Source organism: Bordetella sp. FB-8 (genome assembly GCF_000382185.1).
Lineage (GTDB): Bacteria > Pseudomonadota > Gammaproteobacteria > Burkholderiales > Burkholderiaceae_B > Bordetella.
Window position 1 is genome coordinate 1948110 of record NZ_KB907784.1, and the last position, 14509, is coordinate 1962618.

The 14509-nt window shown below is 60.2% G+C and carries 13 protein-coding genes; 11 read left to right on the top strand and 2 right to left on the bottom strand.

Annotation, left to right across the window (positions count from 1 at the left end; translation table 11 throughout):
* Positions 1-91: 91 nt before the first annotated feature.
* The 5 genes from H143_RS20335 (at position 92) to H143_RS0109360 (ending at position 4925) form a co-directional block, all read left to right on the top strand.
* Entirely contained in the window at positions 92-1783 is a 1692-nt protein-coding gene (locus tag H143_RS20335; RefSeq protein WP_019937976.1) for a tetratricopeptide repeat protein, read from the top strand.
* A gap of 28 nt (positions 1784-1811) precedes the next feature.
* On the top strand, positions 1812-2447 hold the full coding sequence (locus H143_RS0109345; protein WP_019937977.1) for a LysE family translocator: 636 nt from the start codon (positions 1812-1814) through the stop codon (positions 2445-2447).
* 47 nt (positions 2448-2494) lie between these two features.
* On the top strand, positions 2495-3535 hold the full coding sequence (locus H143_RS0109350; protein WP_019937978.1) for a DMT family transporter: 1041 nt from the start codon (positions 2495-2497) through the stop codon (positions 3533-3535).
* 325 nt (positions 3536-3860) lie between these two features.
* Positions 3861-4322, top strand: a complete 462-nt coding sequence (locus H143_RS20340; RefSeq protein ID WP_196801292.1) for a TraR/DksA family transcriptional regulator — start codon at positions 3861-3863, stop codon at positions 4320-4322.
* 168 nt (positions 4323-4490) lie between these two features.
* Complete coding sequence (locus H143_RS0109360; protein ID WP_019937980.1) at positions 4491-4925, top strand: hypothetical protein; 435 nt, start codon at positions 4491-4493, stop codon at positions 4923-4925.
* A gap of 46 nt (positions 4926-4971) precedes the next feature.
* On the opposite strand, the gene H143_RS0109365 is transcribed toward H143_RS0109360, so the two are convergent.
* Complete coding sequence (locus H143_RS0109365) at positions 4972-6009, bottom strand: aldo/keto reductase (RefSeq protein ID WP_019937981.1); 1038 nt, start codon at positions 6007-6009, stop codon at positions 4972-4974.
* A 469-nt stretch (positions 6010-6478) separates the two neighbouring features.
* Between H143_RS0109365 and H143_RS0109370 the strand changes: the two genes are divergently transcribed.
* Together H143_RS0109370 and H143_RS0109375 are read left to right on the top strand one after the other, a co-directional pair.
* Positions 6479-7516 (top strand): IS630 family transposase, encoded by a 1038-nt coding sequence (locus H143_RS0109370; RefSeq protein ID WP_019937982.1) that lies wholly within the window; start codon positions 6479-6481, stop codon positions 7514-7516.
* 253 nt (positions 7517-7769) lie between these two features.
* On the top strand, positions 7770-8882 hold the full coding sequence (locus H143_RS0109375) for a restriction endonuclease, SacI family (protein WP_196801293.1): 1113 nt from the start codon (positions 7770-7772) through the stop codon (positions 8880-8882).
* Positions 8883-8895: 13 nt separating this feature from the next.
* Here the strand turns inward: H143_RS0109375 and H143_RS22025 are convergent, their stop codons facing one another.
* The gene (locus tag H143_RS22025; protein ID WP_026349880.1) at positions 8896-9939 is read right to left on the bottom strand and encodes a DNA cytosine methyltransferase; all 1044 of its coding nucleotides are present in this window, start codon (positions 9937-9939) and stop codon (positions 8896-8898) included.
* Positions 9940-10071: 132 nt separating this feature from the next.
* Between H143_RS22025 and H143_RS0109385 the strand changes: the two genes are divergently transcribed.
* The 4 genes from H143_RS0109385 (at position 10072) to H143_RS0109400 (ending at position 14421) form a co-directional block, all read left to right on the top strand.
* Positions 10072-10347 (top strand): hypothetical protein, encoded by a 276-nt coding sequence (locus tag H143_RS0109385; RefSeq protein WP_019937984.1) that lies wholly within the window; start codon positions 10072-10074, stop codon positions 10345-10347.
* 220 nt (positions 10348-10567) lie between these two features.
* The gene (gene ychF / locus H143_RS0109390; RefSeq protein WP_019937985.1) at positions 10568-11659 is read left to right on the top strand and encodes a redox-regulated ATPase YchF; all 1092 of its coding nucleotides are present in this window, start codon (positions 10568-10570) and stop codon (positions 11657-11659) included.
* 218 nt (positions 11660-11877) lie between these two features.
* The gene (locus H143_RS0109395; protein WP_019937986.1) at positions 11878-13062 is read left to right on the top strand and encodes a tyrosine-type recombinase/integrase; all 1185 of its coding nucleotides are present in this window, start codon (positions 11878-11880) and stop codon (positions 13060-13062) included.
* Positions 13063-13194: 132 nt separating this feature from the next.
* A complete protein-coding gene (locus H143_RS0109400) occupies positions 13195-14421 on the top strand; it encodes an IS256 family transposase (RefSeq protein WP_019937987.1) in 1227 nt (408 codons plus the stop codon).
* Positions 14422-14509: the final 88 nt, after the last annotated feature.

The following is a 14509-nucleotide window of genomic DNA, read 5'->3' on the forward strand; positions in this document are numbered from 1 at the left end:
GCGCGCGGGATGACTGCTTTTCATCATAAAGGCTGCGCGCGCAATATGGGAACGTTCCCGTCTAGCCCATTCCAGACCGAGCCGTGCATCCATGTCCACATTTTCCGGCGCCGAATCATCGCAGAACGCTTTGGAAGAAGCCATGCGCCTGGGCGCGCAGGGCCGCATCGAGCAGGCCGCCGCGGCCTACGAGCGGGTTCTGGCGCAGGATCTCGGGTGCGTCGAAGCCCATATGGGCCTGAGCCTGATGCTGACCACCCTGGGCAGGCTGCCCGAGGCGATCCGGGCCTGCCAGGGCGCCCTGGCCCTGCGGCCCGAACTGCCCGAACTGCACCACAATCTGGGAGCACTGTTCAACTGCCTGAGCGCGCACGCGCAGGCCGAGGCCGCCCTGCGCCAGGCCATTGCGCTGCGGCCGCTTTATGTCGAAGCGCACTACGCCCTGGGCATGACGCTGGTCGCCATGGAAAGGCTGCAGGAAGCCGAGGTGGCTTTCCAGCTGGTGATCGTCTTGCGGCCCGAAATGGTCGAAGCGCATCGGCAACTGGCTTCGGTTCTGGCCAGGCGCGACCTGCCGCGGCAAGCCGAGATCGTCTATCGGCAGGCGTTGGCGCTGCAGCCGGACCATGCCGAGAGCCTCAAGCGCCTGGGCGCCGTGCTGCACCGTCAGTGCCGGCTAGGGGAGGCGGTGGATGCTTATCGGCAAGCGCTGGCCGCGCAGCCTGCAATGGCCGATGTGCTGCACAATCTGGGTACGGCCCTGGGCCAGCTCGGTCGCCTGCCCGAAGCCGAGGCCGCCCTGCGCGAATCCCTGGCCCTGCGTCCGGGCTATGCGGAGACCCAGTTCGGCCTGGGCATGATTCTGCTGGGCGCGGGGCGCCTGGCCGAAGGCTGGCCGTTCTACGAGCTGCGTCACCGCACCAAGAAGCGACTGCGGCACAGCCTGCACCCCGGCCTGGGGCCGCAATGCCCGCCGTGGCAAGGCGAGCCGCTGGCGGGCAAATCGCTGCTGGTCTGGCACGAGCAGGGCTTGGGCGACGTGATTCAGTTCGGGCGTTTTCTGCCCGTGCTCAAAGCCCAGGGCGCGGCCCGCATCACCCTGGCCTGCTTTCCCGAATTGCGGGCATTGTGCGCCGGCATGCCCGGAATCGATGTGGTCGACGTCAACGATGCCGTGGGCTTGATGCCCGGGCATGACTACCAGACCTTTGTCATGACTGTGCCGCGCTGGCTGGATACCTCGTTGCAGACCATTGCGCCCGCCGTCTACCTGCACGCCGATGCGCGACGCATCCAGTCCTGGCGCGAACGGCTGGCGCCGCTGCCCGGCAAGAAGATCGGCCTGGCCTGGCGTGGCAGCGTCACCAATCTGAACGACGAAGGCCGCTCGCTATCCACGCTGGCGATCCTGGAGCCGCTATGGCGCGTGCCCGGTCTGAGCTTTGTCAGCCTGCAAAAAGGTCCGGGCGAAGACCAGGCCCGCAATCCGCCCCCAGGGCAGCCCTTGCTGCACCTGGGGTCGGACATCGCCGATTTCGCCGATACCGCGGCCATCATCGAGCAGCTCGACCTGGTTATCAGCGTGGACACCGCCGTCGCCCATCTGGCCGGCTCGATGGGCAAGCCCTGCTGGGTGATGCTGCCGGCGCTGAACGTCGACTGGCGCTGGCTGCGCGAGCGCGAGGACAGCCCCTGGTATCCCGGGACCCTGCGCTTGTTTCGCCAGACCGAACCCGGGACCTGGGATGCGGTCGTCGCGGCGATGGCGCAGGCCTTGGGTTAATCTTGCCCCAGGCCCATTGGAGACCTCCATGCCCGAACTTTCGAATCTGATCGGCTTCGCCCTCATTTCCCTGGGCATGGTGCTCACGCCCGGGCCGAACATGATCTATCTCGTTTCCCGCTCCATTTGCCAGGGTCGGGCCGCGGGGCTGATCTCCCTGGGCGGCGTGGCGCTGGGCTTTGTCTTCTATATGCTGTGCGCTGCGTTCGGCATAACGGCTCTGGTGCTGGCCGTCCCGTATGCCTACGATCTCTTGCGATTCGCAGGCGGACTCTACCTGCTCTACCTGGCCTGGCAGGCCGTCAAGCCCGGCGGGCGTTCGCCCTTCCAGGTGCGCGACCTGCCCCAGGACAGTCCGCGCAAGCTGTTCACCATGGGCTTTGTGACGAATCTGCTCAACCCCAAGATCGCAGTCATATACCTGTCGCTGTTGCCCCAGTTCATCAGTCCCGCCGGCCACGGCGGCGTATTGATGCAATCGCTGGCGCTGGGTTCGACGCAAATTCTCATCAGCTTGAGTGTCAATGCGGTGATCGCCATGATGGCGGGGTCCATCGCGGTGTTCCTGGCCAGGCGGCCTTCCTGGCAGACTGCGCAGCGCTGGCTGATGGGCACGGTGCTTGCGGGTCTGGCCGTGCGCATGGCGCTTGAAAGCCGGCGTTGACAAAACAATTGCTGCCCTGTGGGTTTTGAAAGCGTAGGGCGTGTCTTATGAATCGATCCATCCTTTACGCTTTGTTGGCCGCGGTGCTGTTCGGCGCCAGCACGCCGCTGGCCAAGGTGCTCACCGCGGACGTGCCGCCCATCTTGTTGGCCGGCTTGCTCTATCTGGGCAGCGGCTTGGGCCTGACGATCATCCGTTTCGCGCGCGATCGCGGCTGGCAAGCGTCCGGCCTGAAAGCGGCGGAATGGCCCTGGCTGCTGGGCGCCATCGGCTTTGGCGGCGTGCTCGGCCCCGTTGCGCTCATGTTCGGCCTGACCAGCACGACAGGGGCGGCGGCTTCGCTGCTGCTCAATCTCGAGGCCGTGCTGACGGCGCTGCTGGCCTGGATCGCATTCAAGGAGAACACGGATAGCCGCATCGTGTTGGGCATGGTGGCCATCGTCGCCGGCGGCGTGCTGCTGGCGTGGCCGCACGGCCGGATCGGGCAGTCCGGCTGGCAGGGGCCGGCGGCCATCGCCACGGCCTGCCTGTGCTGGGCCATCGACAACAATCTGACGCGCAAGGTGTCAGCGTCGGACGCACTCTTTATCGCCGGCTGCAAGGGGGGGGTGGCCGGCGTGGTGAACGTTGCGCTGGCGCTGCTGCTGGGCGCGGCATTGCCGTCCGCGCATCGGGTCTTGCCTGCGATGACGCTGGGCCTGTTCGGCTACGGCATCAGCCTGGTGATGTTCGTGCTGGCCCTAAGAGGTTTGGGCTCGTCGCGCACGGGTGCCTATTTCTCGACCGCGCCTTTCGTCGGCGCGGCCATCGCGCTGCTGTTTATGGGCGAGCAGGTTTCATGGCAGTTCTGGTTGGCGGCCGCCTTGATGGCCCTGGGCGTCTGGCTGCATCTCACCGAACGGCATGGGCACGCGCACACGCACGAGGTGATCGAGCATGGCCATCGTCATGTGCACGATGCACATCACCAGCACGAGCACCCTGCGGATTGGGACGGCAGCGAGCCGCATAGCCATCCGCATCGCCATGAACCCATCACCCACAGCCACCCGCATTTTCCGGACATCCATCATCGGCATAGCCATTGATGCAGTGCGTGGTCGCCGCGGGCAGGGCTTCGGGTATCAATTGAAAGCAAATGAATAAAGGCGCTGCAGCGACGGAAAGAGGCGTAAGCTGACTTTATAGTTTCATTGATTTGCAGGCGAATTTTGGCCGTTTAACTCAAAGTCAAAGAAATCGCGGCCCGAGAAAAAACCATTCCGCCGAAATCGCAACATGCGGCGGTTTTTCGAAATCGATGGAACCGGCCAGCCAGGCGCTGTATCGCCATAAAAAGGCACTTTCGCCAGGCGCTCAATGCCGCAGTCCGATACCGGTCCTGCGGTTGAAATCTTGGAAATTGGAATCCTTATGCGCAATCAGCCCATGCCCGCTTATCGGGCTCGCCCTCCCACCATGCCGCCGACGCTGGGCGAACTGATGAAGTCGCCCCCAAAAGACTATATGTCCGTCCGCCAGCTCGCGTTCTTCGAAAATCTCTTGATTAAAACCAAGGCGGAGTTTCTCGAGTCCACCCAGGCAATCCGGGTCGGCTTGCGGGACGACGAAGCCCACGCCGACCCCACTGACTGTGCTTGCGTCGAAGAAGAGCACGCAATGGCGACGCTGCTGTGCAGCCGCGAATTTCACCGGATGCGTGAAATCGACAGCGCGATCAATCGCATACACAACCGTTCGTATGGATGGTGCCGGGACAGCGGAGAACCCATAGGCCTGGGGCGCTTGCTTGCCTGCCCAACCGCGGTGTTTTGCATCCAGGCGCAGGCGCTGCATGAGCACGCCTCAAACCCAAACCGCACAAAACAAAACTAGTTCATACAGGAGCACAATCATGGACAGAAACGGAACTCCCCCGAAAAAATCGCAACCGCCCAAACCCGCCGAGGCATCGGTACCGCCGTCGGCGGTGCGATTGACCACGCATCGTACCGGCAATACGGCGCCGACGGCGCCACGGCACAACTCGGGCCGCAAACGCTGATGAGCGCATTGTGGCGTTGGCTGGCTCGGCTATTGGGCGCCAACAAGCGGCAGCCCTTCGCTTCTCCCGGTGAGTTTGTCGCGGACGGACGTTCCCGGTCTCGGTTGGGGGCGGACGCCCTGGTTTCGCCATGGCGCATTTACCGCATCTATGCGCACTTGCCGCATCTGTTGCTGCGCAACGAAAAAGGCAAGGTGATCGACATCGGCCTTGTGCAGGGCGAGGCCCCGGATTTGAGCTATCAGCTCAATATCGCGAATATTTCCGGCAAAGGTTTCGAGACGCTGGCGCTATTGCTGGACGATGTGTCCGGGCAGATGGGAAACACGCAAATCGAGAGCGAATTTCTACGCCTGACCGATGGCGACACTTTCAAGGGCGTGGATCTGGATCGGGCCGAATATATCGATGTTTCGCTGGCGGTCGACGGTTGAGTCGATCGGATGCCGCAGGCATCCGTGAGGCCCGGCAGCGATTTATTTATTCCTTGACCGGCGCCTTGGCGCGGTATTGCCCCTGGAACCCGATCATCCAGCCGGGGTACTCCGGCGGCAATTTGCTCGCTTCATCCAGCGCGGCAAGGTCGTCGGCATCCAGGCGCACCTTCGTCGAGGCGATATTGTCTTCAAGCTGCGCCTGCGTCTTGGCGCCGATGATGACCGTGCTCACCGCATCCTGGTGCAGCAGCCAGGCCAGCGCGATCTGCGCCACCGACACGCCATGCTTTTGCGCAATCGGGCGCATGGCCTCGATGCAGCGGAACGCGCGCGGCTTGTCGACGATGGGAAAGTCGAAATTGGCGCGGCGCGCGCCCACCGGCGCCTTGCCGTCCTCGCTGTATTTGCCGCTGAGCAGGCCGCCTGCAAGCGGACTCCACACCATCACGCCCAGCTTCTGATCGCGCGTCAGCGGCAGCACTTCGCGCTCCAGGTCGCGGCCGGCGATCGTGTAATACGACTGCACGCTCTCGAAGCGCGCCCAGCCGCGCTTGTCGGAAATGGCCAGCCCTTTCATGATCTGCCAGGCCGCCATATTGCACAGGCCGATATAGCGGACCTTGCCGCTGCGCACCAGATCGTTCAGGGTCGACAGCACGTCTTCGAGCGGCGTCAGAGGATCGAAGCCGTGCAGCTGATACAGATCGATGTGATCGAGCTGCAGCCGCTTCAGGCTCGCGTTCACCTGGTTCATCAGGTGATAGCGCGATTGGCCGACCGCGTTGGGCACGTCGCTGCGCATCGGGCCGGTCGCCTTCGTGGCGATGACGAATTCATCGCGCGGCAGGCCCAGCTTCTTGATGGCTTGCCCGGTGAGGGTCTCGGATTCGCCGAATGAATAGACGTTGGCCGTGTCGATGAAGTTGATGCCGGCCTCGACGGCCGTTTTCAGCTGCGCCGACACGTCGTCCAACTGCAGGCGGCCCATATTGGCCCAGTGGCCCTGGCCGCCGAAGGTCATCGTGCCAAAGCACAGTTCCGAAACGTAGAGTCCAGTCTGGCCGAGTAGGTTGTAGCGCATGAGATCTCCAGTGAGGTTGCGGGCAAGCCGGGCATCCATGTATGCCTGGAAAGCGGGCGGCGGTCTAGCCATGGCCCTGCTTTTCCGGCGGCCTGGTCACTCGGTTAAAATCTTGCCCTTTGTGGGTAACCGGCGGGCAGCTTGCTTTAGCCTTGCCCGATTCTGCCATTTTCCCACGCCCGTCCAGGCCGCGCCCGTTCAAGTCTCCCCTTCCGGTCGAAGCGCTCGGCCTGCCCGAGGCGGGCTCGCCGCCGCAGGGCCAGAACTTCCTTGTCGCCGCTCATGCTGATGCCAATGGCTCGTAGTTCGCTGGCAGGCTATCGAACAATTCCTTGGGTACGTCGTGCTTCTTCGTAGGCATCGTGTTTCCAGGTCAGATCCTGCAGTTTCCTGCCAATGACCCGGCCTCACTATAGATAAGGCCCATAAATAGTCTGAACTAATTGCTGGCGCTGTGGTCAGATAGCGCATGGAAACCGAAGACGCCCGCCGGCTCAGCCCGGCCGAACAACACGAGCGCCGCCGCCAGGTCATTCGGGCGTACAAGCGCAAGCTCACCAAGCGGCAGATCGCGCGCGATGTGGGACTGAGTTATTCAGCCACGTGCAAGATCATCGACCGCTATAACGCTGGGGGCATGGCGGCGCTGGCGCCAGGTCAACGTGGCCGCAGCGCTGGCGACAAACGCGCACTGACCGTCGAGCAAGAAGCCACGATCGGTCAGACGATCTGCGACAACCGTCCGGAGCAGCTGAAGATGGAGTTCGCCTTGTGGAGCCGTGCCGCCGTGAAGGAGCTGATCGAGCGCGACTACCAGATCACCTTGCACCTGCGCTCGGTTGGAAAGTATCTGGCGCGCTGGGGCTTCACGCCGCAGAAGCCCATCAAGCGCGCCTATGAACAGTCGCCCGAAGTCGTGCGCACGTGGCTGGATGAAACCTATCCTGGCATCGCCGAACGCGCAAAATCAGAGGGTGCGGAGATTCACTGGGGTGATGAGACGGCGCTGGTGAACACCGATGTGCGTGGCCGCAGTTACGCCCCCAAAGGCAAGACGCCGGTAGCGATGGCAGTGGGTGGCACGCGCCAGAAGCTGTCCATGCTGGCCAGCGTGACCAACCAGGGCAAGGCGCGCTGGATGATCATCGACGGCAATTTCAATCACGAGAAGCTGATCGAGTTTTTCGAGGCCCTGGTCGCGGACACCGAGCGCAAGGTGTTTCTGATCCTGGACAACCTGGGCGTGCATCACTGCAAGCCGGTCAAGCAGTGGCTGGCCGAGCATGTCGATCAGATGGAGGTGTTCTATCTACCCAGCTACAGCCCCGAACTCAATCCGGAGGAACGTCTCAACGCCGATCTCAAACACGTTATCCGTCGCAAGGTACCGGCACGCACCAAGGCCAAACTTCGCGCCGCCACTGAAGCACATATGGCCGTGATCGGCAGCGAGCCGGAACGCGTCAAAGCCTACTTTCGCGATCCTCGTGTCAAGTACGCTGCTTGATACTGTTTAAGGGCCGAATCAATAAGTACTGCTCACTCCCCGATACCCAAGTCCATGAACTAGCCATCGGACGAACATCTCTGAGGATGTGTTTTTAGATCGAGTATGCGCCATATGCCCACTGCACGTCATGGCTGGCCGCTTTTACTTTGTAGAACGTATGCCCGTGGTGCGCGTTGTTCTGTAAGAATCAACCGGCTAAGATCCGGCTACTTAGGAGAAACCCATGCCAAGAAGCCGATCAGAAGAGGGCTTGAATTCCTTTGAACGAATTGCCAATCGTATTTTGAATGAGCTATGGATCGAGTTGGAGGCGATTCCCATTGATCAACTTCCTGTGGGAGACGTTTCCGATGATGCATATACAGTTTTCGAAAACCCAGAAATTGGTTGGAAGTATTCGGTAATTATTCAGGTGGCTGGGAAGGCGGCAGACTTTTCGTTGGACGCGCTATGCCTTCAGAAGGGCGATGGATTATTACCTGGTTTATGGGAGCCGCGCGAGTTTGCAAAGCGCGTGGTTGTCCCTTGGCATAAGGCTATCGGTGCCCCGCTTGGAACGTCGGGTGATCCTTACGTCAACAACATTTTTCGCAAGCCTCGCTTCGATGAGGCGATGAGGGCCGCACGGCGTCGGCCAGTCATGTTCGATACAGTCAAGCGGCTTCTCGATAGAGTCCAGGCATCTGGTTCCCCAGATGAGGTAAGAGATAGGCTCAAGTTCATTCTGGCACAGCTTCGCCGCTATATGAGTGGCAAGTCGTTTGAGTATCCGATTCCGCAACGTGTGGGTCTAGGGGATACGCTTGCTTGCTTACTTGGCTATTTGGACACGGCTTCGGGTGGAGCGCGATTGCAGGCCGTTGCTCAAGGATTGGTTATGGCGTTGCAGGCGAAGGGTATCGCTTACGAGCGAATCATCTCACGCCATGTTAATGCAGCGGACGCGGCTTCGAACAGTGCGGGGGATGTCGAATGTTTTGTGGGAGACCGGAATATCTTCACCATTGAGGTAAAAGACCGGGAGTTAACAATCGCAGAGCTTGAGTCCAGCATTGAGAAGGCAAGGTTATCAAGTGTTCAGGAACTCCTGTTTTTTGTACATCGCAGGCATAGGGAAGAGCCATGTGCGGAAGAAGATAAGGCTCAGATCGAGCGAATTGTCGCCCGGCAGTTTGCTTTAGGACTCAATATTTATATTGAAAAGGCAGAGCATTTCCTGCGATTGACCTGCACCCTTCTCGGCGAGGACGGGCGCAAGTCTTTCCTGCACTTTGTGGGGTTGGCATTAGGTGCACAAGGAGCAGACCCTCAGCATCGGTGGGCATGGAGCCAAGAGGTGAGAGGAATCGGAGCTGAGGCTTAAGGATTCGAGCGCTTTAAACTATCAAGGGTTCTTCAGTTGCGTGATGTGATTCGAAAAGAGCTAAGCGCAAGGCATTACCCACAACTTTGGCTAGCATGGGAGGAACAGCATTGCCGACTTGGCTATATTGTCGACTGCGTTGCCCTGAGAATTCGAACCAGTCAGGAAAGGTTTGAATTCTCGCCGACTCTCTGACGGTAAGGCGGCGGCAGCCTTTTGCTTCTCCAACTCGCGGGCTTCCTCCGGCGACCAAATGCTGATGATAAGCCGTGAGTTCGCCGTTGGGGTCTAAGATATGTGTTCTATTGCCACCAGCAGATGCTGGAATAGTATGGCTTGGGCCATCGAGATTTAACGGCCGCCCTTTGCCGTTAAGTAGCATGCCAGCATGCGGGCTTTTGCGCAGAATCGGGTTTTTGCAATAAACAACCTTGGCATTGTTCGGGGTATCCACTGGTGCACCTTGAATCGCATTCCGAACGGTTGCATAAGGTACTTGTCCTTCGCTGTGAGGCCCGTGGGTTGGCTCAGGGAATGCGAATGGAATACCTTTGGGCACGCCTATGATAAAGAGGCGTAACCGATTTTGAGGCACACCATAGTCTGCGGCGTTTAGAACCTTCCAATGCACGTCATAGCCGAGCTTGCGAAGCTCCCTTATCTTGCTTTCCAGGTAGGGCCTGAATTTTGCCGTAGTGAGTCCGTGGACATTCTCCATTAGGAAGGCGGTTGGCTTTGCTTCTTTTACGGCGCGGACGAACTGCGGAACCATGTCTCGCAGGTCTTTCATTCCTAATTGCTTGCCACTAACGGAGAACGGTTGACAGGGAGGGCCGCCGGCCACCAGCCCCAAATTCTTGAATTCAGCGAAATCAACGTCCCGAACGTCGTCACATAGGTGACGAACTTCGGGCATGTTGGCGCGATGGGTATTAATCGCGTCGGCATCAATTTCAAGGGCAACTTGGACATCCCATCCCGCCATTTTAAGTCCAAGCGAGAGGCCTCCCGCGCCAGCAAAAAGGTCGATAGCTTTAGTGGCGGGCATGTTTTCCATGGGGTATTGGGCTTGCAAGGGCCTCGCTGCGGCCCAGCGGGAGAGGGCGCATTTTATAGCACTTGATGATACGGTAGTGGTGCGCTGTTGCCAATGCTGGATTTTTGCATGTGCAAAAGTTAAATTCCGCACATGCAAAAAATGCTTTCCACCTCTTTGCTCAGAGGGTTGGCTTCGGCTGGCTCTATTTCAAAGCTAACTGCCCGAGGAGTTCCGGGGGGCTTCCTCTTACTTGTGCAGATAGGCATGGAGGAGGCTCCGCTCAAGGCCTATCGAGGCCAAGCCCGCATCTTTAAGCGGCTAGACACAGTTGCCAAGTATGTGCATCAAGAGCTTGGCGTGTATCGCTTTGATGTGGAGACGGCGAATTGGTCATATGACGGTAGCTTGATCTGGCTGGACGGCTGAGATGCCCTGCATCTCTGGCGCTCTCGCGTGCGGTGAGGGCTCTGCGCTCAACCGGTTAAAATCCTCCTTTCGGTGGACAAATTCCTGCTATCCAGCCTGGGTTTGCCACATCCACGCCAGCACACGCGACCTCCGCTCTCTCAGCTCCCTCCAGCGCCGGTTGGGCACTTCCACCACGCCATGTCGGACTGGGTAGTGCATTGATAAATATAGGATTTCCATGGCTCTGCAATGCGGCATCGTCGGCCTGCCCAACGTCGGCAAATCGACCCTTTTCAACGCCCTGACCAAGGCGGGCATCGCGGCCGAGAACTACCCCTTCTGCACGATCGAGCCCAATGTCGGCGTGGTCGAGGTGCCCGATCCGCGCCTGGCCAAGCTGGCCCAGATCGTCTCGCCCGAGCGCATCGTGCCCGCGGTGGTCGAGTTCGTGGACATCGCCGGCCTGGTGGCCGGCGCGAGCCAGGGTGAGGGCCTGGGCAACCAGTTCCTCTCGCACATCCGCGAGACCGACGCCATCGTCAACGTGGTGCGCTGCTTCGAAGACACCAACGTGATCCACGTGGCCGGCAAGGTTGACCCCATCGCCGACATCGAAGTGATCTCCACCGAGCTGGCGCTGGCCGACCTGCAGACTATCGAGAAGGCCATCCATCGCAACAACAAGACGGCGCGCTCGGGCGACAAGGAAGCGGCCAAGCTGGTGGGGCTGCTCGAACGCTGCCAGACGCACCTGGACGCAGGCCAGCCCATCCGCTCGCTGGGCCTGGATGCCGACGAGCTGTTCTCGCTCAAGTCCTTCGGTTTCATCACGGCCAAGCCGGCGATGTTCGTGGCCAACGTCAGCGACGACGGCTTTCAGAACAACCCGCTGCTCGACCGCCTGACCGACTACGCCAACAAGCAAAACGCGCCTGTGGTGGCCATCTGCGCGGCCATCGAGGCCGAGATCGCCGAGCTGGACGACGCCGACAAGGCCGCTTTCCTGGCCGACATGGGCATGAAAGAGCCCGGGCTGGATCGCCTGATCCGCGCGGGCTACGGCCTGCTGGGCCTACAGACGTATTTCACCGCCGGCGTGAAGGAAGTGCGCGCCTGGACGGTCAAGGTCGGCGCCACCGCGCCGCAGGCTGCCGGTGTCATCCACACCGACTTCGAGCGCGGCTTCATCCGCGCCCAGACAATTGCCTACGACGACTTCATTGCCTACAAGGGCGAGGCGGGTGCGAAGGAAGCGGGGAAGATGCGGGCGGAAGGGAAGGAGTATGTGGTGCAGGATGGGGATGTGATGAATTTCTTGTTTAACGTCTGATTCGAGCAAGCCATTTCAGGCGATTGCATCTGCTTGCAGGTGCATCACTGAAAACGACGCGAAGCCCCGCAGATACGGGGCTTTTTCATTTCAGCTCGTTGCATGCAACGACACTTGATAGCGCTGCGCAAGTGAATACGGGCGTGTATATGGATCTTGCACCGGACTGAAGAAGGTGTATACGATGAAGCCCTGAGGACGAACAGGAGACCTTCACGATGCTGACAGACGCCCAGTGCCGAGCCGCCAAGCCTAGAGAAGGCATCTACCGCCTCAATGACTACAAGGGGCTGTACCTAGAAATCAAACCCAACGGCATCAAGGCTTGGCGCTATCGCTTCAAGCTCAATGACAAGGCCTCGTGGTTCGCACTTGGCGACTACCCCAGCGTGACGCTCGGCGAGGCCAGAGAGAAGTGCGAGGCGGCGCGGAAGCTGGTCAAGGAGGGCATCAATCCCGTCCAGAACCGCCAGATCGAACGCATCAAGCGCGAGCAAGACTCAGCGAACACATTCGAGGCCATCGCCAAGGAGTGGCTGGGCCTGAAGGACTGGGAAGAAGTAACCAAGAAGCGCAGACTCGACATGCTGGAGCGCGTGGTCTTCCCATCGATTGGCAAGCTGCCGGTGCGTCAGATCACCCCAGCCCACGTTCTCGACATTCTCAACAAGACGGTCAAGCGCGGCGCACCCACGGTGGCAGCTGAAGCCAAGCGCACCATGTCTGGCGTCTTCGAGCATGCGGTAGCCACCCTGCGGGCCGACACAGACCCTGTTTGGCCGGTTCGCAAAGCGCTGCCGCCCAACAAGACACAACACAAGCGCGCCCTCTGCGCAGAGGAAGTCGGCCAGCTGCTGAACGACTTTGATGGACATGGCGGCAACTTCCAAACCATCAAGGCCTTCCAGCTCATGTGGCTGACGCTCAGCCGCCCGAATGAATCCGTCCAAGCAGAATGGGCCGAGTTCGACCTCGAAAAGGCGCTCTGGACCATTCCTGCACTTCGGATGAAAGCGCGGCGAGAGCACGTCGTCCCACTACCGACTCAAGCGGTCGAAATTCTCAAGGCCATGCATCCGATCACGGGGCACACGAAGTTCGTTTTCCCGAACCGCGACGACCGCCAGCGCCCAATGGCCGACGCAGCCCTGCGGCAGGCGCTCAAGAAGCTCGGCTGGGCAAAAAAGTACAGCCCGCATGGCACGCGCACCACGGGTAGCACTCGGCTCAATGAAATGGGCTACCGGCCTGACGCCATTGAGGCGCAGCTGGCACATGCTGAGCCGAACAGTGTTCGGCGCACATACAACCATGCCACCTATCTGGATGAGCGACGGGTAATGATGCAAGACTGGGCGGAAAAACTGGAGAGTTGGAAAGCAGCCGCACAAGAAGGAAATTAATTTTGAATGTCCTCAAGCCCAGTGCTCAGATGAATTTACGCCGTTCGGTTTCGCCGTTCCAGAGGGAGTGTGCAGAATTTTGTGTAAACGGGTCATTGGCAGGAAACTGCCGCAATCTGACCTGGAAACACGATGTCTACGAAGAAGCACGACGTACCGAAGGAATTTCTCGATAGCTTGCTGGCGAACTACGAGAAGCCCGAAGACCTGCTGGGCGAGAACGGGATACTCAAGCAGCTGACCAAGCTGATAGTCGAGCGGGCCCTGGATGCCGAGATGACCGAACACCTCGGTCACGGCAAGAATGAACCGGTCGAGAACCCGACGGGCAACACGCGCAACGGCCGCAGCCGCAAGATATTGAAGGGCGAGCAGGGCGAGATGCCCATCGAGGTGCCGCGCGACCGGGACGGCACTTTTGAACCGAAGCTGATCCCCAAGCACCAGCGCCGCTGGGCGGGGTTTGACGACAAGATCCTGTCGCTCTACGCGCGGGGCCTGACGGTGCGCGAGATCCAGGCACATCTGGAAGAGATGTACGGCACGGAGGTCTCGCCCAGTCTGATCTCGACGGTGACCGATGCCGTGGTCGATGAAGTGCGTGCCTGGCAGAGCCGCCCGCTCGATGCGGTCTATCCCATCGTCTACATGGACTGCCTACACGTGAAGGTGCGCGATGGCGCGGTGCGCACCAAGGCCGCCTACATTGCCATCGGCATCAACATGGACGGCGACAAGGAGGTGCTGGGCCTGTGGCTCTCGCCCACCGAAGGGGCCAAGTTCTGGATGCAGGTCGTCACGGAGCTGCGCAACCGGGGCGTGCAGGACATCTTCATCGCCTGCGTCGATGGGCTCAAGGGCTTCCCCGACGCGATCGAGGCCGTGTTCCCCAAAACGACCGTGCAGCTGTGCATCGTGCACATGGTACGCAACAGCCTGAACTACGTGCATTGGAAACGGCGCAAGGAAGTGGCCCAGGATCTGCGCCGCATCTATACCTGCGCGACGGCCGACGAGGCCGAAACCATGCTCAAGGAATTCGAGGCGGCCTGGGACAAACAATACCCATCCATCAGCCCGATCTGGCAGCGTAACTGGGCGCGCGTCATTCCTTTCTTCGATTACCCGCCGGAAATCCGCAGGGTTATCTACACGACCAACGCCATCGAATCCGTGAACATGAGCTTGCGCCGGCTGACGCGGCAACGGGCGGCGTTCCCGACCGACGAGGCGCTGATCAAACTGCTGTACCTGGCGCTGCGAAACATCAGCCAGAAATGGACGCATCCGATCCGGGATTGGAAGGCCGCGCTGAACCGATTTACCATCCTGTTCGGCGAGCGTGTCCCCTCGCTGTAAACCCTATACCCCGTTTACACAAAAATTCGGACACTCCCTTTACTTGGCGTTGCTATAGCAGTCTTAGGGCAGTGGGCAAATCTTCAGT

Coding starts and splice junctions, on each gene's coding strand:
- H143_RS0109365 (WP_019937981.1), bottom strand. CDS start 6,009: ATGCGCTACAACCTACTCGGCCAGACTGGACTCTACGTTTCGGAACTG.
- H143_RS20335 (WP_019937976.1), top strand. CDS start 92: ATGTCCACATTTTCCGGCGCCGAATCATCGCAGAACGCTTTGGAAGAA.
- H143_RS20340 (WP_196801292.1), top strand. CDS start 3,861: ATGCGCAATCAGCCCATGCCCGCTTATCGGGCTCGCCCTCCCACCATG.
- H143_RS22025 (WP_026349880.1), bottom strand. CDS start 9,939: ATGGAAAACATGCCCGCCACTAAAGCTATCGACCTTTTTGCTGGCGCG.
- ychF (WP_019937985.1), top strand. CDS start 10,568: ATGGCTCTGCAATGCGGCATCGTCGGCCTGCCCAACGTCGGCAAATCG.
- H143_RS0109360 (WP_019937980.1), top strand. CDS start 4,491: ATGAGCGCATTGTGGCGTTGGCTGGCTCGGCTATTGGGCGCCAACAAG.
- H143_RS0109400 (WP_019937987.1), top strand. CDS start 13,195: ATGTCTACGAAGAAGCACGACGTACCGAAGGAATTTCTCGATAGCTTG.
- H143_RS0109395 (WP_019937986.1), top strand. CDS start 11,878: ATGCTGACAGACGCCCAGTGCCGAGCCGCCAAGCCTAGAGAAGGCATC.
- H143_RS0109350 (WP_019937978.1), top strand. CDS start 2,495: ATGAATCGATCCATCCTTTACGCTTTGTTGGCCGCGGTGCTGTTCGGC.
- H143_RS0109345 (WP_019937977.1), top strand. CDS start 1,812: ATGCCCGAACTTTCGAATCTGATCGGCTTCGCCCTCATTTCCCTGGGC.
- H143_RS0109370 (WP_019937982.1), top strand. CDS start 6,479: ATGGAAACCGAAGACGCCCGCCGGCTCAGCCCGGCCGAACAACACGAG.
- H143_RS0109385 (WP_019937984.1), top strand. CDS start 10,072: ATGCAAAAAATGCTTTCCACCTCTTTGCTCAGAGGGTTGGCTTCGGCT.